A 19,533-nucleotide genomic window follows, 5' to 3' on the forward strand; every position below is an offset into this window, starting at 1 on the left:
CCTCTGGCGTTGTAAGGTTAAGCCTCACGGGTCATTAGTACCGGTTAGCTCAATGCATCGCTGCACTTACACATCCGGCCTATCAACGTCGTCGTCTTCAACGTCCCTTCAGGACTCTCAAGGAGTCAGGGAGAACTCATCTCGGGGCAAGTTTCGTGCTTAGATGCTTTCAGCACTTATCTCTTCCGCACTTAGCTACCGGGCAATGCCATTGGCATGACAACCCGAACACCAGTGGTGCGTTCACTCCGGTCCTCTCGTACTAGGAGCAACCCCCCTCAATTCTCCAGCGCCCACGGCAGATAGGGACCGAACTGTCTCACGACGTTCTAAACCCAGCTCGCGTACCACTTTAAACGGCGAACAGCCGTACCCTTGGGACCTACTTCAGCCCCAGGATGTGATGAGCCGACATCGAGGTGCCAAACACCGCCGTCGATATGAACTCTTGGGCGGTATCAGCCTGTTATCCCCGGAGTACCTTTTATCCGTTGAGCGATGGCCCTTCCATTCAGAACCACCGGATCACTATGACCTGCTTTCGCACCTGCTCGAGCCGTCACTCTCGCAGTCAAGCTGGCTTATGCCATTGCACTAACCTCCTGATGTCCGACCAGGATTAGCCAACCTTCGTGCTCCTCCGTTACGCTTTGGGAGGAGACCGCCCCAGTCAAACTACCCACCAGACACTGTCCGCAGCCCGGATTACGGGCCTACGTTAGAACATCAAACATTAAAGGGTGGTATTTCAAGGTTGGCTCCACGCAGACTGGCGTCCACGCTTCAAAGCCTCCCACCTATCCTACACATCAAGGCTCAATGTTCAGTGTCAAGCTATAGTAAAGGTTCACGGGGTCTTTCCGTCTTGCCGCGGGTACACTGCATCTTCACAGCGATTTCAATTTCACTGAGTCTCGGGTGGAGACAGCCTGGCCATCATTACGCCATTCGTGCAGGTCGGAACTTACCCGACAAGGAATTTCGCTACCTTAGGACCGTTATAGTTACGGCCGCCGTTTACCGGGGCTTCGATCAAGAGCTTCTCCTTGCGGATAACCCCATCAATTAACCTTCCGGCACCGGGCAGGCGTCACACCGTATACGTCCACTTTCGTGTTTGCACAGTGCTGTGTTTTTAATAAACAGTTGCAGCCAGCTGGTATCTTCGACTGGCTTCAGCTCCGGGAGCAAGTCCCTTCACCTACGCGCCAGCGTGCCTTCTCCCGAAGTTACGGCACCATTTTGCCTAGTTCCTTCACCCGAGTTCTCTCAAGCGCCTTGGTATTCTCTACCTGACCACCTGTGTCGGTTTGGGGTACGATTTCGTGTTACCTGGAGCTTAGAGGCTTTTCCTGGAAGCAGGGCATCAGTTACTTCACCACCGTAGTGGCTCGTCATCACGCCTCAGCGTTAAAGTGCACCGGATTTGCCTGGAGCACACGCCTACACGCTTAAACCGGGACAACCGTCGCCCGGATAACCTAGCCTTCTCCGTCCCCCCTTCGCAGTAACACCAAGTGCAGGAATATTAACCTGCTTCCCATCGACTACGCTTTTCAGCCTCGCCTTAGGGGTCGACTCACCCTGCCCCGATTAACGTTGGACAGGAACCCTTGGTCTTCCGGCGAGCGGGCTTTTCACCCGCTTTATCGTTACTTATGTCAGCATTCGCACTTCTGATACCTCCAGCAGACCTCACAGTCCACCTTCGACGGCTTACAGAACGCTCCCCTACCCAACAACACATAGTGTCGCTGCCGCAGCTTCGGTGCATGGTTTAGCCCCGTTACATCTTCCGCGCAGGCCGACTCGACCAGTGAGCTATTACGCTTTCTTTAAATGATGGCTGCTTCTAAGCCAACATCCTGGCTGTCTGTGCCTTCCCACATCGTTTCCCACTTAACCATGACTTTGGGACCTTAGCTGGCGGTCTGGGTTGTTTCCCTCTTCACGACGGACGTTAGCACCCGCCGTGTGTCTCCCGTGATAACATTCTCCGGTATTCGCAGTTTGCATCGGGTTGGTAAGCCGGGATGGCCCCCTAGCCGAAACAGTGCTCTACCCCCGGAGATGAGTTCACGAGGCGCTACCTAAATAGCTTTCGGGGAGAACCAGCTATCTCCCGGTTTGATTGGCCTTTCACCCCCAGCCACAAGTCATCCGCTAATTTTTCAACATTAGTCGGTTCGGTCCTCCAGTTAGTGTTACCCAACCTTCAACCTGCCCATGGCTAGATCACCGGGTTTCGGGTCTATACCCTGCAACTTAACGCCCAATTAAGACTCGGTTTCCCTGCGGCTCCCCTATACGGTTAACCTTGCTACAGAATATAAGTCGCTGACCCATTATACAAAAGGTACGCAGTCACCTAACAAGTAGGCTCCCACTGCTTGTACGTACACGGTTTCAGGTTCTGTTTCACTCCCCTCGCCGGGGTTCTTTTCGCCTTTCCCTCACGGTACTGGTTCACTATCGGTCAGTCAGGAGTATTTAGCCTTGGAGGATGGTCCCCCCATATTCAGACAGGATACCACGTGTCCCGCCCTACTCATCGAACTCACAGTAAGTGCATTTTTGTGTACGGGAGTATCACCCTGTACCCTGCGACTTTCCAGACGCTTCCACTAATGCACAAACTGATTCAGGTTCTGGGCTGTTCCCCGTTCGCTCGCCGCTACTGGGGGAATCTCGGTTGATTTCTTTTCCTCGGGGTACTTAGATGTTTCAGTTCCCCCGGTTCGCCTCGTTAACCTATGTATTCAGTTAACGATGATGCACTGAGTGCACCGGGTTTCCCCATTCGGACATCGCCGGCTATAGCGGTTCATATCACCTTACCGGCGCTTTACGCAGATTAGCACGTCCTTCATCGCCTCTGACTGCCAGGGCATCCACCGTGTACGCTTAGTCGCTTAACCTCACAACCCACAGACGTTTTGCAACGCATGCAGACTGCAAGCATTTGAGAGACTCGAACGCGCCGTGCTGTATTCCTTATTACGGAGGAATACGACTGCGCGTCGTTTCAAATTTTCAGCTTGTTCCGGATTGTTAAAGAGCAAATACTTCGCAGCACACCGTTTCCGGTACGCTCTGAAGTATTGAAGAACTGTAATGGTGGAGCTAAGCGGGATCGAACCGCTGACCTCCTGCGTGCAAGGCAGGCGCTCTCCCAGCTGAGCTATAGCCCCATACAGTTACTGCAGAGACCACTGCTACCACTCAACCGAGTTGCTATTCTTCAGACAAATAAAGAATGCAATCTCTTCCCAGCCGGCACATGCGGACAGGACGTTTACATCGGTAAACGACCGCGCATAACGCAGCGTGAGGAGAAATTTGGTAGGCCTGAGTGGACTTGAACCACCGACCTCACCCTTATCAGGGGTGCGCTCTAACCACCTGAGCTACAAGCCTGCAGAGGTTCTTCTGCTCGTTACTTTTCTATCAGACAATCTGTGTGAGCACTTCGGAGGAAGGTATCTTCAGGTAAGGAGGTGATCCAACCGCAGGTTCCCCTACGGTTACCTTGTTACGACTTCACCCCAGTCATGAATCACAAAGTGGTAAGCGCCCTCCCGAAGGTTAAGCTACCTACTTCTTTTGCAACCCACTCCCATGGTGTGACGGGCGGTGTGTACAAGGCCCGGGAACGTATTCACCGTAGCATTCTGATCTACGATTACTAGCGATTCCGACTTCACGGAGTCGAGTTGCAGACTCCGATCCGGACTACGACGCACTTTATGAGGTCCGCTTGCTCTCGCGAGGTCGCTTCTCTTTGTATGCGCCATTGTAGCACGTGTGTAGCCCTGGCCGTAAGGGCCATGATGACTTGACGTCATCCCCACCTTCCTCCGGTTTATCACCGGCAGTCTCCTTTGAGTTCCCGACCGAATCGCTGGCAACAAAGGATAAGGGTTGCGCTCGTTGCGGGACTTAACCCAACATTTCACAACACGAGCTGACGACAGCCATGCAGCACCTGTCTCACGGTTCCCGAAGGCACTAAGGCATCTCTGCCGAATTCCGTGGATGTCAAGGCCAGGTAAGGTTCTTCGCGTTGCATCGAATTAAACCACATGCTCCACCGCTTGTGCGGGCCCCCGTCAATTCATTTGAGTTTTAACCTTGCGGCCGTACTCCCCAGGCGGTCGACTTAACGCGTTAGCTCCGGAAGCCACTCCTCAAGGGAACAACCTCCAAGTCGACATCGTTTACGGCGTGGACTACCAGGGTATCTAATCCTGTTTGCTCCCCACGCTTTCGCACCTGAGCGTCAGTCTTTGTCCAGGGGGCCGCCTTCGCCACCGGTATTCCTCCAGATCTCTACGCATTTCACCGCTACACCTGGAATTCTACCCCCCTCTACAAGACTCTAGCCTGCCAGTTTCGAATGCAGTTCCCAGGTTAAGCCCGGGGATTTCACATCCGACTTGACAGACCGCCTGCGTGCGCTTTACGCCCAGTAATTCCGATTAACGCTTGCACCCTCCGTATTACCGCGGCTGCTGGCACGGAGTTAGCCGGTGCTTCTTCTGCGGGTAACGTCAATTGCGACGGTTATTAACCGTCACACCTTCCTCCCCGCTGAAAGTACTTTACAACCCGAAGGCCTTCTTCATACACGCGGCATGGCTGCATCAGGCTTGCGCCCATTGTGCAATATTCCCCACTGCTGCCTCCCGTAGGAGTCTGGACCGTGTCTCAGTTCCAGTGTGGCTGGTCATCCTCTCAGACCAGCTAGGGATCGTCGCCTAGGTGAGCCGTTACCCCACCTACTAGCTAATCCCATCTGGGTTCATCCGATGGTGTGAGGCCCGAAGGTCCCCCACTTTGGTCTTGCGACGTTATGCGGTATTAGCTACCGTTTCCAGTAGTTATCCCCCTCCATCGGGCAGATCCCCAGACATTACTCACCCGTCCGCCACTCGTCACCCAAGGAGCAAGCTCCTCTGTGCTACCGTTCGACTTGCATGTGTTAGGCCTGCCGCCAGCGTTCAATCTGAGCCATGATCAAACTCTTCAATTTAAGTTTGATGCTCAAAGAATTAAACTTCGTAATGAATTACGTGTTCACTCTTGAGACTTGATATTTTTTAAGTCCGTAGACTTTTGATATCAATCCTGCGAGTGCCCACACAGATTGTCTGATAAATTGTTAAAGAGCAGTGCGACCAGTGCTTTACGCTGCTGTCGCGAGGTGGCGTATATTACGCTTTCCTCCTTCAGAGTCAATCACTTTTTTCAGCGATTTTCTCTGGCGGGATGAATCACTTCGTCCCTCGCTGACCGTCTGCGTTGCCGCTTTCCCGTGTCAGTGGAGGCGCATTATAGGGCGTGAATTCTCGCTGACAAGCGCTAATTTAAACTTTTTGCGCGACCGCTCACTTTCCAGGCAAAGCGTTGCAAATAGCAGCAAATCTCTGTGCAACAGGCATAAAAAACGGGCCAGAAGGCCCGTAATGATCAGAAAATTACTGATGAGCAGCAATCACGCCGTCGTTCACATCCATCTCAATCGTTTTACCCGGGACTAACGCACCCGACAGAATCTGCTGCGCCAGCGGGTTTTCAATTTGCTGCTGGATGGCGCGTTTCAATGGCCGCGCACCATAAACCGGGTCGTAACCATTTTCGCCCAGCAACCTGATTGCCGCATCCGAGATGTGCAGCTGGTAGCCACGCTCCTCAAGACGCTGATACAACCGCTGCAACTGAATCTGCGCAATAGAAGCAATGTGTTTTTCACCCAGCGGATGGAAGACCACCACTTCATCGATACGGTTGATAAACTCCGGACGGAAATGATGTCCAACAACCGACATCACCAGATCCTTCATCTCAGGGTAATCCAGCGCACCAAAGCGCTCCTGAATCAGATCTGAGCCGAGGTTGGAGGTCATGATCACCACGGTATTGCGGAAATCGACCGTACGCCCCTGGCCATCGGTTAAACGACCATCATCCAGTACCTGCAACAGAATGTTGAACACATCCGGGTGTGCTTTCTCCACCTCATCCAGCAAAATCACCGAATAAGGACGGCGACGTACCGCTTCGGTCAGATAGCCACCTTCTTCATAGCCGACATATCCCGGAGGCGCACCCACCAGACGCGATACCGAATGTTTCTCCATAAACTCGGACATATCGATACGCACCATGGCATCGTCACTGTCGAACAGGAAATTCGCCAGCGCTTTACACAACTCGGTTTTACCGACACCGGTTGGCCCCAGGAACAGGAAGGAACCAATCGGCCGGTTAGGATCGGACAATCCGGCACGGCTACGGCGAATCGCGTTCGATACCGCTTCCACTGCCTCATCCTGGCCAATCACGCGCGCATGCAGTTCCTGCTCCATACGCAGTAACTTATCGCGCTCCCCTTCCATCATGCGCGCCACCGGAATACCGGTCCAGCGAGCCAGAACATCGGCAATCTCAACATCCGTTACGCGGTTGCGTAACAGTTTCATCGTCTTGCCTTCAGACTGCGTGGCCGCCGCGAGTTGTTTTTCCAGCGCCGGGATTTTGCCGTACTGCAACTCCGACATCTGTCCCAGGTCGCCAACACGACGCGCCTGCTCCAGAGACAATCGCGCCTGCTCCAGTTCAGCCTTGATGTTCTGCGTCCCGGTTAATGACGCTTTTTCTGCTTTCCACTCTTCATCCAGCTCGGCGTATTCACGCTCTTTCTGGTCGAGTTCGCTTTCCAGCATCTCCAGACGTTTGATACTGGCATCATCAGACTCTTTCTTCAGCGCCTGCTGTTCCAGCTTGAGCTGAATGATACGGCGGTCCAGACGATCTAACGGTTCCGGCTTGGAGTCGATCTGCAGACGAATGCTGGATGCCGCCTCATCAATCAGGTCGATGGCTTTATCCGGCAACTGGCGGTCCGCAATATAACGATGCGACAACGTTGCTGCTGCCACAATGGCCGGATCGGTGATCTGCACATGATGGTGCAGTTCATAACGTTCTTTCAGGCCACGCAAAATGGCGATGGTGTCTTCAACGCTCGGTTCAGCCACGAAAACTTTCTGGAAGCGACGTTCCAGCGCGGCATCTTTTTCAATGTACTGGCGATATTCGTCAAGCGTAGTGGCACCAACGCAGTGAAGTTCACCGCGCGCCAGCGCCGGTTTCAGCATATTGCCGGCGTCCATTGCGCCTTCCGCTTTACCGGCACCGACCATGGTGTGAAGCTCATCAATAAACAGAATGACATTGCCTTCCTGCTTCGCCAGATCGTTCAGCACCCCTTTCAGGCGCTCCTCGAACTCACCGCGATATTTCGCCCCCGCCACCAGCGCGCCCATATCCAGCGCCAGCACCCGACGGCCTTTCAGCCCTTCCGGAACTTCGCCATTAATGATGCGCTGCGCCAGGCCTTCAACAATCGCCGTTTTACCGACGCCCGGTTCACCAATCAGTACCGGGTTGTTTTTGGTACGACGTTGCAGCACCTGGATGGTACGACGAATCTCTTCGTCACGGCCGATCACCGGATCGAGTTTGCCGAGTTCGGCACGCTCCGTCAGATCGATGGTGTATTTTTTTAATGCCTGACGCTGATCTTCAGCACCCTGGTCGTTCACGTTCTCCCCTCCCCGCAATTGCTCGATGGCCTTAGCGAGTTTTTCCGAAGTTGCGCCAGCCGATTTAAGTAAATCAGCCAGCGAGCCGCGTGAATCGAGGGCCGCCAGAACAAATAATTCAGATGAAATAAAATTGTCGCCGCGCTTTTGCGCCAGCTTGTCGCACAGGTTGAGCGCACGCACCAAATCGGCGGACGGTTGCACGTCGCCATCGGTGCCTTCAACTTGTGGTAGTCGGTTGATAGCCTGTTCAATGCTGGTACGCAGCCCAGCTACATCGGCGCCCGCCGCACTGAGCAACGGACGCACCGATCCGCCTTCCTGATTGAGCAGCGCGCTCATCACATGAAGAGGTTCAATGAATTGATTATCGTGTCCCAGAGCAAGGGACTGTGCATCGGCCAGGGCCAGCTGGAATTTATTGGTAAGACGATCCAGACGCATGTTTCCTCCCATTACAGGTCAAAATGCTACTGGAGATTAAATGAGGTCATCCCTCAAATTTTCAAGGTTAATGACCTGAGTCGTGAGCAAAAAATACGCTAACTGGATCGTCTTGTGGCGTAAGGTTATCTCAGCCAAATCAAAGTTGCCATACGCCCGGTGATTCGTTCGCGTCGGAAGGAGAAAAAATCGTCGCTTTCATGCCAGGTGCAACGCAGCTCACCGCTGATGGATTGGACGCCTGCCGCCTGCAAACGCTGACGTGCCAGCAGCCAGATATCGGCAAAATATTTATCCGCGGCGGGGCGAAATGCGTCATCAGCACGGGGATCATGCGCCATAAACGCCGAACGCACTTCTGCGCCGACTTCAAAGGCTTGCGGGCCAATGGCCGGTCCCAGCCAGGCGTGGATCTGCTGCGGCGGACAGTGAAACTTTGCCAGCGTCTGCTCCAGCACGCCGTTGCACAAGCCGCGCCAGCCAGCATGGGCCGCCGCCACTTCGCTGCCATCATTGGCGCAGAACAGCACCGGCAAACAATCTGCCGTCATCACGGCGCAAACCACGCCAGCCTCGCTGGTGATCGCAGCATCCGCATCAGGAAGTGTTTGGCTGCCGGGCAGGCGCACCACCTCCTGACCGTGAATCTGATTGAGCCATTGCGGCATCGCCGGCAGTTGCGCCTGTTCGACCAACTGCTGACGATTGCGGCTCACATGTTCTGCACTGTCGCCAACATGGCTGCCCAGATTGAGTGAGTTCCAGGGCGCCAGACTGACGCCCCCGTGACGCGTGGTTGAACATGCCCGAACGCGAGCCGGTGCTGGCCAGTTCGGGATGATCAGATCACTCATAGCCAATCCAGCTGATCGCGGAACAGATGCGTATCAGCTTTCAGCGCGTCAATCAGATCGACCATGTCCTGCGGCAGCGGCGCGTGCCACTCCATTTCAATCCCGGTGATCGGATGATAGAGACGCAGCATGGTGGCATGTAGCGCCTGGCGATCAAAACCACGCAGGGTGGCAATGAATTCGTCAGATGCCCCTTTCGGCGGACGCGGACGGCCACCGTAAAGCGGATCGCCCACCAGCGGATGGTTAATGTGGGACATGTGAACACGGATCTGATGCGTACGCCCGGTTTCGAGACGCAGACGCAGACGGGTGTGCGCACGGAAATGTTCCATGATGCGATAGTGCGTCACCGCCGGTTTACCCATCGGGTGCACCGCCATGTGCGTACGTTTGGTGGAGTGACGCGCCATCGGCTCGTCAACCGTACCGCCCGCCGTCATGGTCCCAATCGCGACCGCTTCATACTCACGGGTGATTTCACGCATTTGCAGCGTCTCCACCAGATGTGTTTGCGCCGGAACGGTTTTCGCGACCACCATCAGACCGGTGGTGTCTTTGTCCAGACGATGGACAATCCCCGCGCGCGGCACATCGGCAATCGCCGGATAGTGATAAAGCAGCGCGTTAAGCACGGTACCATCCGGATTGCCTGCTCCCGGATGCACCACAAAGTCACGCGGTTTGTTAATGACAAGAATATCATCGTCTTCGTAAACGATATTCAGGGGGATGTTTTGCGCTTCCCAGCGTTGTTCTTCTTCGATTTCAGCGCTGATCGACACCTGCTCGCCGCCCAGAACCTTCTCTTTCGGTTTGTCGATGACGGTGCCATTGACGCTGACGCGACGCTCAAGGATCCATTCTTTTATGCGAGAACGTGAATAATCAGGGAACAATTCTGCCAAAGTCTGATCTAAGCGTTGTCCAAGCTGTGCTTCGGACACCGTTGCGGTGAGTTGAACTTGTTGTGCCATATACAGCTTCTTCGTTAACGTTGGGTTTTCACGGCGATGCCGTTTAATATAATGTGCTATCGTACCTGGTCATTACCGGGAGCTAAACGGACAGCTTCCGCCATAACACTTTGAGGATAATCATTTCGTCATGACGCGTATGAAACATTTGGTGGCTGCTGCCACACTGAGCCTGGCACTGGTGGGATGTTCCGGCTCAAAGGACACCGTACCAGACAGCCCGCCATCTGAGATTTACGCCACAGCTCAGCAAAAGCTGCAGGACGGTAACTTTAAAGCGGCGATTAAGCAACTGGAAGCGCTGGATAACCGTTATCCGTTCGGACCTTATTCTCAGCAGGTACAGCTGGATTTGATCTACGCGTATTACAAAAATGCCGATCTGCCGCTGGCGCAAGCCGCTATCGCACGCTTTATGCGTCTGAATCCGACCCATCCGAACATCGACTATGTCATTTACATGAAAGGCCTGACGGATATGGCGCTGGATGATTCTGCACTGCAGGGCTTCTTCGGTATCGATCGTTCCGATCGCGATCCGACTCATGCCCGTGATGCGTTTCGTGACTTTTCACAGTTGCTGCGCAGCTATCCGAACAGCCAGTATGCCGCTGATGCGCAGAAACGTCTGGTCTTCCTGAAAGAGCGCCTGGCGAAGTATGAACTTTCAGTGGCGCAATTCTATACCAAGCGCGGTGCTTATGTCGCTGTCGTTAACCGTGTAGAAGGCATGATGAAGGATTATCCGGATGCAGAAGCCACGCATGAAGCTCTGCCGCTGATGGAAAATGCCTATCGCCAACTGCAGCTGACCGCAGAAGCCGACAAAGTGGCAAAAATCATCGCTGCTAATAACGCCTGATTTCCACGCAATAAAAAAGCAGCCTTCACTGGCTGCTTTTTTTTGGCGAAAAATCAGGCTAAAAAAAGATTTTCCACCTCAGTTATCTCGTCAATCTTGCCCCGTTCGCCCCGCCGCTTCAAGCTTTTTCCGCCACTTTCCCGGCCTTTCTCACAATTCGCTGGCATTGACAAAAAGTGACATTTTTACGTGATCTTGATCACACATTTTCCCGCTTTCCGCGGTATGCTGGACCTACCCAGACGGAAATGACAGAGAGGTTTGAATGATGATTCTGAACATTACCAGTAAACAAATGGAAATCACTGCGGCTATCCGCAACCATGTCGAAGACCGTCTCGCCAAGCTGGAAAAATGGCAAGCCCATCTGATAAATCCACACATTGTGTTATCGAAAGAGCCGAAAGAATTTGTGGCTGATGCCACGATTAACACGCCGAACGGCACGCTGGTTGCCAGCGCGAAACACGATGATATGTACACTGCAATCAATGATTTGATTGCCAAGCTCGAGCGACAGCTAAATAAAGCACAGCACAAACCTGAAGCACGTCGCGCGACCAGTAGTGTGAAGGATTTTACCCCGGCAGGATAAACCTCCATTTTCTCAGCAACGCGCCTGCGGGCGCGTTTTTTATTGACAGCCTTAAATCAGTGCGGTTAATCTCGGGTCACTTTAATTTCGGAAACGACCATGAAACATCTGCCGTTCTTCTTCGCATTCTTTTTTACCTTCCCCTGATTGGGAGGCGATTCGTCATGTGAAAATGAATGCGAAGACGAACAACAAAGCCTCCCAACCGGGAGGCTTTTTTATTGGACAGCTTACAGGTGAGACCTATGAATTCCGAGAATCCACTGCTGGCATTACGCGATAAGATCAGCGCCGTTGATGAGAAGCTGCTGATGTTGCTGGCCGAGCGCCGCACGCTGGCGGTTGAAGTTGCCCAGGCGAAACTGGCGACCCATCGCCCGATCCGCGATGTCGAACGCGAACGCGCCCTGCTGGAAAACCTGATTTCGCTGGGGAAAAAACACCAGCTTGATGCTCATTACATCACACGCCTGTTCCAGCTGGTGATTGAAGATTCCGTCCTGACACAGCAGGCATTGCTGCAAAAGAACCTTAACCATCCTCACGCCCATGCGCCGCGCATTGCGTTTCTCGGTCCGAAAGGCTCCTATTCCCACCTTGCTGCCCGCAAATACGCCACGCGCCATTTTGATTCAATGGTGGAAATAGGTTGCCTGAAATTCCAGGACATCATTCAGCAGGTGGAAGGCGGCCAGGCCGACTATGCGGTGATGCCGATTGAGAACACCTCATCTGGCTCGATCAATGACGTTTACGACCTGCTGCAACAAACCACGCTGTCGATTGTGGGTGAACTGGTTATCCCGATCGAACATTGCGTGTTAGTCAACGGTAAAACGGATTTACAGCAGATTGAAACCGTCTACAGCCATCCACAGCCGTTCCAGCAGTGCAGCCAGTTCATCAATCGATTCCCGCAATGGAAAATTGAATACACCGAAAGCACCGCGGCGGCGATGGAAAAAGTTGCCGCGATGAATTCCCCCAAAGTGGCGGCGCTGGGTAGCGAAGCGGGTGGTGAGTTGTATCAGTTGCAGGTGCTGGAGCGTGACCTGGCGAACCAGCAGCAAAACCATACGCGTTTTATCGTCCTGGCACGCAAAGCGATCGATGTCTCCGACCAGGTACCGGCAAAAACCACCCTGATTATGGCGACCGGACAACAGGCGGGTGCGCTGGTCGAAGCGCTGCTGGTATTGCGTCAGCACAACCTGATCATGAGCAAGCTGGAATCACGTCCGATTAACGGCAATCCGTGGGAAGAGATGTTTTATATTGATGTGCAAGGCAATCTGCAATCGGAAAGTATGCAACGAGCGCTGGAAGAGTTGCGCGCCCTGACCCGCTCACTCAAGGTGCTGGGATGTTATCCCGGTGAAAATGTGGTGCCGGTGGAGCCGCGCATCTAAGCAAAAAGGCATCCTCACGGATGCCTTTTTCTTTTATTGTCGGCTGTCATTCGCCGAGCGCAACATGCTGCGGCTTTCCACCAGGAAGCGTTTTGCGTAGTCGCCGAACCAATGTTCAACGCGCTCAAAGCTCTGAATAAATGCCTGCTTGTCACCATGTTCCAGCAGCTTAATCGCCTCACCAAAGCGCTGATAATAACGTTTGATCAGCGCGATGTTGCTTTCGGAAGACATAATGATGTCAGCGTACAGCTGCGGATCCTGCGCAAACAGCCTGCCGACCATGGCCAGTTCCAGCCGGTAAATCGGTGATGACAACGCCAGCAGCTGATCCAGATTGACGTTCTCTTCAGCCAGGTGCAGACCATAGGCAAAGGTCGCAAAGTGACGCAACGCCTGGATAAACGCCATGTTCTGGTCGTGCTCGACGGCGCTGATACGATGCAGACGCGCGCCCCAGACCTGAATCTGTTCAAGGAACCATTGGTAGGCTTCCGGCTGACGCCCGTCGCACCACACCACCACCTGTTTTGCCAGGCTGCCGCTGTCCGGACCAAACATCGGATGCAGACCAAGTACCGGGCCGCTATGCGCCGCCAGCATTGCCTGCAACGGACGGTTTTTCACTGATGCCAGATCGACCAGAATGCAATCTTCCGGCAGCGTTGGCAGCTGCGCGATAATCTGTTCCGTAAGATGAATCGGCACGCTGATGATAACCATACCGGCATCTTGCAGCAGCTCAGCAGATTGCTCCCAGTCACCTTTGTCCAGAATGCGAACCTGATAACCTGACAGGGTGAGCATCTTTTCAAACAGACGTCCCATCTGACCCCGTCCGCCGACAATCACCACCGGTCGCAGTGTCGGGCATAAGGTTTTAAAACCTTTGTCGTTTTCACTGGTGTAGGATTCACGCATCAGACGGCGCAGTACGTCTTCAATTAAATCGGGTGGTACGCCAAGCGCCTCAGCTTCCTGGCGGCGCGAAGCCAGCATACTCGCTTCGCGCTCAGGCACATAAATCGGCAAGCCATAACGGCTTTTTACTTCACCCACTTCAGCTACCAGCTCAAGCCGCTTAGCCAGCAGCCCGAGCAGAGCTTTATCTACTTCATCGATTTGATCGCGTAGCGCGGTCAGTTCAGCCACCATGACTCATTACACCTCGTGTGACAGACGCGCCGACAGCACTCCCTGCAGATCCTGATGGATTTCGCGCAGCAAGGTTTCGGTGGTGTCCCAGTTGATGCAGGCATCCGTTACGGACACACCGTATTTCATCTCACTACGCGGCTGTTCAGAAGACTGGTTGCCTTCATGAATGTGGCTTTCCAGCATCAGGCCAATAATGGAACGGTTTCCATCTTTAATCTGGGCAATAGCCGATTCGGCTACACCGGGCTGACGGCGATAGTCTTTGTTAGAATTGCCATGGCTGCAATCTATCATTAAGGCTGGGCGCAGTCCCGCTTTCAGCATCTCTTTTTCACACTGCGCGACATCTTCCGGGCCGTAGTTTGGCGCTTTACCGCCACGCAGAATGACATGGCCATCCGGGTTACCCTGGGTTTGCAGCAGGCAAACCTGTCCGGCCTGATTGATACCCACAAAACGATGCGGCATAGCAGCGGCACGCATGGCGTTGATCGCCGTGCCCAGGCTGCCGTCGGTGCCGTTTTTAAAGCCAACCGGCATGGAGAGGCCTGACGCCATTTCACGGTGGGTCTGCGATTCAGTGGTTCGCGCGCCAATGGCCGACCAGCTGAACAGGTCACCAAGGTATTGCGGGCTATTCGGATCGAGCGCCTCAGTAGCCAGCGGCAGTCCCATTTCCACCAGGTTCACCAGCAGCTGACGCGCAATGTGCAGCCCGGCTTCCATATCAAACGAGTTATCCATATAGGGATCGTTGATCAACCCTTTCCAGCCAACGGTGGTACGGGGTTTCTCAAAATAGACACGCATAACGATGTACAGCTGATCCTTCAACTGTTCAGAAAGGGTTTTCAAATGACGGGCGTATTCAAGTGCAGCTTCGGTATCGTGGATTGAACAGGGACCGCACACCACCAGCAGGCGCGGATCGCGGCCAGCAATGATGTCGGAGATTGTCTGTCGGGAAGCCGCGATTTGCGCCTCCTGAGCAGCGCTGAGCGGAAACTTCGCTTTCAGCTCTCCGGGGGTAATCAAAATTTGTTCATCGGCGATGTGCACATTGTTCAGCGCGTCTTTTTGCATGATTGCGATCCTTTTTACTCGTTTATGCGTATTGGGATCCTCACTGAGGATGACGCTCACTTTATCATAAGTCGTAAATGATGCAATCCATTGATGTACACTTTTATTACCACCATGAAAAACACGGTTAGGAAATAAATAATAATTTATTAAAATACAAAACATTAAGTTAAAATATGACAAACTGGACCCCAGGGTGGTTGTAAATATATATTTACATCAGCCAGGGAAACTTTGCCGGGACTTTTTACCATTCAGTCGCTAACATTCTGATATAAGTGACTTTTCAGGATCATTATTATGCCTGTTTCCTCTATAAAGCTGCGCCCCTACCATTTGCAGGATGCTGCCGCCTTTACGCAAGCCGTGAACGAATCCCTTGCCAGTCTGCAACCCTGGATGGCGTGGGCGCATGATGACTATCGCGTCGATGAAGCTGTCAGCTGGATTAATTTTACCCACATCCAGCGCAGCATGGGTGAAGCGGAAGAATTCGCCATCGTGGATGAAAACGATCGGTTACTTGGCGGAGCGGGAATTCGCTTTAGCCAACAGCCGGGCGAGTTCAGCGCGTTAGGCTATTGGGTTCGCAGCGATGCACAGCGTCAGGGCGTGGCGTCGCGGGCGGTGGCACAACTGACTGAACTGGGCTTTCAATCACCCGGGGTGAAGGTACTGGAGATTCTGGCGGCGGCCGATAATGTTGCCAGCCGCGCGGTGGCAGAACGCAGCGGGTTTAGCTTTGTCGATTATCGCTACGGATTGATCGTTCTGGAAAGCGGCCCGGTGAATACCGCCATCTACCATTTAAAGCGCGGATAAAAAAAGGGGCTGGCAGATGCCAACCCCTTGTTTGCTATTAACTTTGAGATGTCGCTTACGCGAGCTCTTAGTTAAGACGCTCTTTGATACGAGCAGACTTACCAGTACGCTCACGCAGGTAGTACAGTTTGGCTTGACGCACAGCACCACGACGTTTAACAGCGATGCTGTCAATTACCGGAGAGTGAGTCTGGAAGACACGCTCAACGCCTTCGCCGTTAGAAATCTTGCGAACAGTGAATGCAGAGTGCAGACCGCGGTTACGAATAGCGATAACCACGCCCTCGAATGCCTGCAGACGTTTTTTAGAACCTTCAACGACCCATACTTTCACTTCCACGGTATCACCCGGACGGAAGGAAGGTACGTCCTGTTTCATCTGCTCTTGTTCAATTTGCTTGATAATGTTGCTCATAATTAAATCTCTTATCCTGGGTAAACTGATAGTCAGGGAAGAATTACTCTTCCGCCTCATCGTTTTGTTGCTGCTGATGTTCACGCTGGAACTCAGTAAGCAACCTTGCTTGCTCTTCAGTCAGAGCCAGGTTTTCCAGAAGTTCAGGTCTTCTCAGCCAGGTACGGCCTAGCGACTGTTTCAGGCGCCAGCGGCGAATATCGGCATGGTTACCAGACAGTAATACTGCCGGAACATCCATCCCTTCTAACACTTCAGGTCGGGTATAGTGCGGGCAATCCAGCAAACCATCCGAGAAAGAATCCTCATCGGCTGACGCCTGTTTCCCCAGAACGCCAGGTATAAACCGGGCGACAGAGTCAATCAACGTCATGGCTGGCAGCTCACCGCCACTGAGTACGTAATCCCCGATTGACCATTCTTCATCAATTTCGGTATGGATGACGCGCTCATCTATCCCTTCGTAGCGACCACAAACCAGAATCAACTTCTGATGTGTCGCCAGTTCGCAAACGCCCTGTTGGTCAAGTTTGCGTCCCTGAGGTGAAAGATAAATCACCTTAGCACCTTCTCCCGCCGCTGCTTTCGCTGCGTGGATGGCGTCCCGTAAGGGTTGCACCATCATCAGCATTCCCGGTCCGCCGCCGTAAGGACGATCGTCCACGGTACGGTGCCGGTCGTGCGTGAAGTCACGAGGACTCCAGCTCTCAATGCTGAGCAGGCCATTTTTTACTGCCCGGCCAGTTACCCCGTAATCGGTAATAGCGCGAAACATCTCTGGAAACAGGCTAATAACACCAATCCACATCGCGTTCGCCGTTGCGTTACCGGTTTGTCCGGAGATCAAAAACCAGGATCCCAATCTACTTCAATAGTGCCAGTAGTGAGATCGACTTTCTTGATAACCTGTTCATCAAGAAACGGTATTAACCGCTCCTGTGCACCGAATGCATCTTTCAGGTTTGCCTTTACGACGAGAACGTCGTTCGAACCGGTTTCCATCAAATCAATGACTTTGCCCATTTCGTAGCCTTCGAGGTTTACTACTTTGCAACCCATCAGGTCTTTCCAGTAGTAATCGCCCTCTTCCAGCGCCGGCAGTTGCGCGGAGTCAACCGTAATTTCGCAATTGGTTAACTGTGCCGCAGCATCCCGATCGTCAATGCCTTTGACTTTGATGATCAGGTCCTGATTGTGGTGCTTCCAGCCTTCCAGTTCGACCAGCTGCCATTGACCGGCATGCTGAATAAACCACGGCTGATAGTCGAAGATACTTTCGGCTTCTTCGGTGGAAGAAAACACTTTGAGCCAGCCCCGAATGCCGTAAGCGGCACCCATTTTCCCCAGTACCACTGAGTTAACGGGAGGCTGTGCGGCAGGTTTTCTGCTCATGCTCACCACCGTGACAGATTAAGCTGCTTTTTTTGCTTCTTTGATCAGCGCGTTAACGCGATCAGAAAGCGTTGCGCCCTGGCCAACCCAGTGCTCAATACGGTCCAGATCCAGACGCAGACCTTCAGCCTGACCTGCAGCGATCGGGTTGAAGAAACCTACGCGCTCGATGAAACGACCGTTACGAGCATTGCGGCTGTCAGTAACGACGACCTGATAGAACGGACGCTTTTTAGCGCCGTGACGTGCCAAACGAATGGTTACCATAACATCCTCATTAGTTAATAAAACAACCGGGCCCCATCGAGGAACGGGGCCCGGGTGCAATATAAAAAGCCCGAAAATTTTACTCATTTTGGCGCAAAAAGCAACCTGAGTGTCTCACCTTTCCGGCTTTTTTGCGGGTCGCCTTAGCGGCCCGGGAATCCAGGCGGCATCATGCCTTTCATACTACGCATCATTTTCGCCATGCCGCCCTTCTTCATTTTCTTCATCATGCGCTGCATATCATCGAACTGCTTCAGCAGTCGGTTAACATCCTGCACCTGCATACCAGAACCCACAGCGATACGACGCTTACGGGATCCTTTAATTATTTCCGGCTTCTCGCGCTCTTTACGCGTCATCGAGTTGATGATGGCTTCCATGCGCACCAGCAATTTATCGTCCATCTGCGATTTCACGTTATCCGGCAGCTGGCCCATGCCCGGCAGTTTGCCCATCAGGCTCGCCATGCCGCCCATGTTGCGCATCTGCTTCAGCTGCTCAAGGAAGTCGTTGAGATCAAAGCCATCGCCGGTTTTCAGCTTCTTCGCCAGCTTTTCCGCCTGCTCGCGGTCAACCTTGCTTTCGATATCTTCGATCAGCGACAGCACATCGCCCATACCAAGGATGCGCGATGCGATACGGTCCGGATAGAACGGTTCCAGCGCTTCGGTCTTTTCGCCGACACCCATGAACTTGATAGGTTTGCCGGTAATATGACGAATCGACAGCGCCGCACCGCCGCGCGCATCACCGTCGACCTTGGTCAGAATCACACCGGTCAGCGGCAGCGCTTCGTTAAACGCTTTCGCGGTGTTGGCGGCATCCTGACCGGTCATGGCATCGACCACAAACAGGGTTTCTACCGGATTAATCGCGGCGTGAACCTGTTTGATTTCGTCCATCATCGCTTCATCAACGTGCAGACGACCGGCGGTATCCACCAGCAGCACGTCATAGAATTGCAGACGGGCTTCTTTCAGCGCGTTGTTAACGATATCGACCGGTTTCTGGCTCAGGTCAGACGGACAGAAATCAACGCCAACCTGCTGCGCCAGCGTTTCCAGCTGTTTAATCGCCGCCGGGCGATAAACGTCCGCAGAAACCACCAGCACTTTTTTCTTGTGCTTCTCACGCAGGAACTTACCCAGCTTAGCGACGCTGGTGGTTTTACCAGCACCTTGCAGGCCCGCCATCAGCACCACGGCCGGTGGCTGCGCCGCGAGGTTGAGTGCATTGTTTTCTGCACCCATCGCTTCAACCAGTTCATTACGAACGATTTTGATAAATTCCTGACCTGGGGTCAGGCTTTTGTTCACATCGTGACCAACCGCGCGCTCTTTTACCCGGTTGATAAATTCACGAACAACTGGCAGCGCGACATCCGCTTCCAGCAGCGCCATGCGCACTTCGCGCAGCGTGTCTTTGATGTTGTCTTCGGTCAGCCTTCCGCGGCCGCTGATGTTGCGCAGGGTTTGCGACAAACGATCGGTTAAATTATCAAACATGCTCTCTCACTTAGAAACATAGCGAGGCCGCCAGGGCGACACAATGCGGCGGATTATAACACGAAGCCAGGCCGATCTCTGCAATTGCCCTTCAGATCGTTTGGAGCCTGATGCGGCAAACGCTATACTGCTTTTTTCCTTAT

General features: G+C 53.3%; 15 protein-coding genes, 2 tRNA genes, 2 rRNA genes and 1 other annotated feature. Of the genes, 5 read left to right on the forward strand and 14 right to left on the reverse strand.

Annotation, left to right across the window (positions count from 1 at the left end):
• Positions 1 to 13: 13 nt before the first annotated feature.
• The 7 genes from AC6I8V_RS15495 to rluD form a co-directional block, all read right to left on the reverse strand.
• A 23S ribosomal RNA gene (locus tag AC6I8V_RS15495) occupies positions 14 to 2,918 on the reverse strand.
• A gap of 197 nt (positions 2,919 to 3,115) precedes the next feature.
• Positions 3,116 to 3,191, reverse strand: a tRNA-Ala gene (locus AC6I8V_RS15500).
• A gap of 149 nt (positions 3,192 to 3,340) precedes the next feature.
• Positions 3,341 to 3,417 (reverse strand) — tRNA-Ile (locus AC6I8V_RS15505).
• A gap of 73 nt (positions 3,418 to 3,490) precedes the next feature.
• Positions 3,491 to 5,032: ribosomal RNA gene (locus tag AC6I8V_RS15510) — 16S ribosomal RNA — on the reverse strand.
• Together the 16S and 23S rRNA genes with 2 tRNA genes alongside form the textbook arrangement of a ribosomal RNA operon.
• A 445-nt stretch (positions 5,033 to 5,477) precedes the next feature.
• Positions 5,478 to 8,051 carry an ATP-dependent chaperone ClpB gene (clpB, locus tag AC6I8V_RS15515; RefSeq protein ID WP_497843131.1) on the reverse strand — a complete coding sequence of 858 codons (2,574 nt, stop codon included), beginning with the start codon at positions 8,049 to 8,051 and terminating at the stop codon, positions 5,478 to 5,480.
• 125 nt (positions 8,052 to 8,176) lie between these two features.
• Positions 8,177 to 8,905, reverse strand: coding sequence for a purine nucleoside phosphorylase YfiH (gene yfiH / locus AC6I8V_RS15520; RefSeq protein ID WP_497843132.1), 729 nt, complete (start codon positions 8,903 to 8,905; stop codon positions 8,177 to 8,179).
• A complete protein-coding gene (gene rluD, locus AC6I8V_RS15525; RefSeq protein ID WP_497843133.1) occupies positions 8,902 to 9,882 on the reverse strand; it encodes a 23S rRNA pseudouridine(1911/1915/1917) synthase RluD in 981 nt (326 codons plus the stop codon). The genes yfiH and rluD overlap by 4 nt, the downstream gene beginning before the upstream one ends.
• A gap of 130 nt (positions 9,883 to 10,012) precedes the next feature.
• Between rluD and bamD the strand changes: the two genes are divergently transcribed.
• The 4 genes from bamD (at position 10,013) to pheA (ending at position 12,748) form a co-directional block, all read left to right on the forward strand.
• The gene (bamD, locus tag AC6I8V_RS15530) at positions 10,013 to 10,744 is read left to right on the forward strand and encodes an outer membrane protein assembly factor BamD (protein WP_497843134.1); all 732 of its coding nucleotides are present in this window, start codon (positions 10,013 to 10,015) and stop codon (positions 10,742 to 10,744) included.
• Positions 10,745 to 11,012: 268 nt separating this feature from the next.
• Positions 11,013 to 11,339, forward strand: coding sequence for a ribosome-associated translation inhibitor RaiA (raiA, locus tag AC6I8V_RS15535; RefSeq protein WP_497845852.1), 327 nt, complete (start codon positions 11,013 to 11,015; stop codon positions 11,337 to 11,339).
• 98 nt (positions 11,340 to 11,437) lie between these two features.
• Positions 11,438 to 11,562 (forward strand) — a sequence feature (Phe leader region).
• The gene (pheL, locus tag AC6I8V_RS15540) at positions 11,439 to 11,486 is read left to right on the forward strand and encodes a pheA operon leader peptide PheL (RefSeq protein ID WP_100703679.1); all 48 of its coding nucleotides are present in this window, start codon (positions 11,439 to 11,441) and stop codon (positions 11,484 to 11,486) included. Its footprint overlaps the feature before it by 48 nt.
• Positions 11,563 to 11,584: 22 nt before the next feature.
• On the forward strand, positions 11,585 to 12,748 hold the full coding sequence (gene pheA / locus AC6I8V_RS15545; protein WP_497843135.1) for a bifunctional chorismate mutase/prephenate dehydratase: 1,164 nt from the start codon (positions 11,585 to 11,587) through the stop codon (positions 12,746 to 12,748).
• Between the two features lie 33 nt (positions 12,749 to 12,781).
• Here the strand turns inward: pheA and tyrA are convergent, their stop codons facing one another.
• Together tyrA and AC6I8V_RS15555 are read right to left on the reverse strand one after the other, a co-directional pair.
• Positions 12,782 to 13,903, reverse strand: a complete 1,122-nt coding sequence (tyrA, locus tag AC6I8V_RS15550) for a bifunctional chorismate mutase/prephenate dehydrogenase (protein ID WP_497843136.1) — start codon at positions 13,901 to 13,903, stop codon at positions 12,782 to 12,784.
• Positions 13,904 to 13,909: 6 nt separating this feature from the next.
• On the reverse strand, positions 13,910 to 14,989 hold the full coding sequence (locus AC6I8V_RS15555; protein WP_497843137.1) for a 3-deoxy-7-phosphoheptulonate synthase: 1,080 nt from the start codon (positions 14,987 to 14,989) through the stop codon (positions 13,910 to 13,912).
• A 300-nt stretch (positions 14,990 to 15,289) separates the two neighbouring features.
• On the opposite strand from AC6I8V_RS15555, the gene AC6I8V_RS15560 reads away from it, so the two are divergent.
• On the forward strand, positions 15,290 to 15,811 hold the full coding sequence (locus tag AC6I8V_RS15560) for a GNAT family N-acetyltransferase (protein ID WP_497843138.1): 522 nt from the start codon (positions 15,290 to 15,292) through the stop codon (positions 15,809 to 15,811).
• Positions 15,812 to 15,878: 67 nt separating this feature from the next.
• Here the strand turns inward: AC6I8V_RS15560 and rplS are convergent, their stop codons facing one another.
• The 5 genes from rplS to ffh form a co-directional block, all read right to left on the reverse strand.
• Positions 15,879 to 16,226 carry a 50S ribosomal protein L19 gene (rplS, locus tag AC6I8V_RS15565; protein ID WP_084876440.1) on the reverse strand — a complete coding sequence of 116 codons (348 nt, stop codon included), beginning with the start codon at positions 16,224 to 16,226 and terminating at the stop codon, positions 15,879 to 15,881.
• 43 nt (positions 16,227 to 16,269) lie between these two features.
• Entirely contained in the window at positions 16,270 to 17,034 is a 765-nt protein-coding gene (trmD, locus tag AC6I8V_RS15570; protein ID WP_497843139.1) for a tRNA (guanosine(37)-N1)-methyltransferase TrmD, read from the reverse strand.
• Between the two features lie 35 nt (positions 17,035 to 17,069).
• Positions 17,070 to 17,618: a ribosome maturation factor RimM gene (gene rimM, locus AC6I8V_RS15575; protein WP_497843140.1), complete on the reverse strand. Its 549-nt coding sequence runs from the start codon at positions 17,616 to 17,618 to the stop codon at positions 17,070 to 17,072.
• Between the two features lie 18 nt (positions 17,619 to 17,636).
• Positions 17,637 to 17,885 (reverse strand): 30S ribosomal protein S16, encoded by a 249-nt coding sequence (gene rpsP, locus AC6I8V_RS15580; RefSeq protein WP_013510204.1) that lies wholly within the window; start codon positions 17,883 to 17,885, stop codon positions 17,637 to 17,639.
• A gap of 143 nt (positions 17,886 to 18,028) precedes the next feature.
• A complete protein-coding gene (ffh, locus tag AC6I8V_RS15585; protein ID WP_497843141.1) occupies positions 18,029 to 19,390 on the reverse strand; it encodes a signal recognition particle protein in 1,362 nt (453 codons plus the stop codon).
• Positions 19,391 to 19,533: the final 143 nt, after the last annotated feature.

This window comes from Pantoea sp. X-Soil-TKNS-1207 (genome assembly GCF_059730485.1).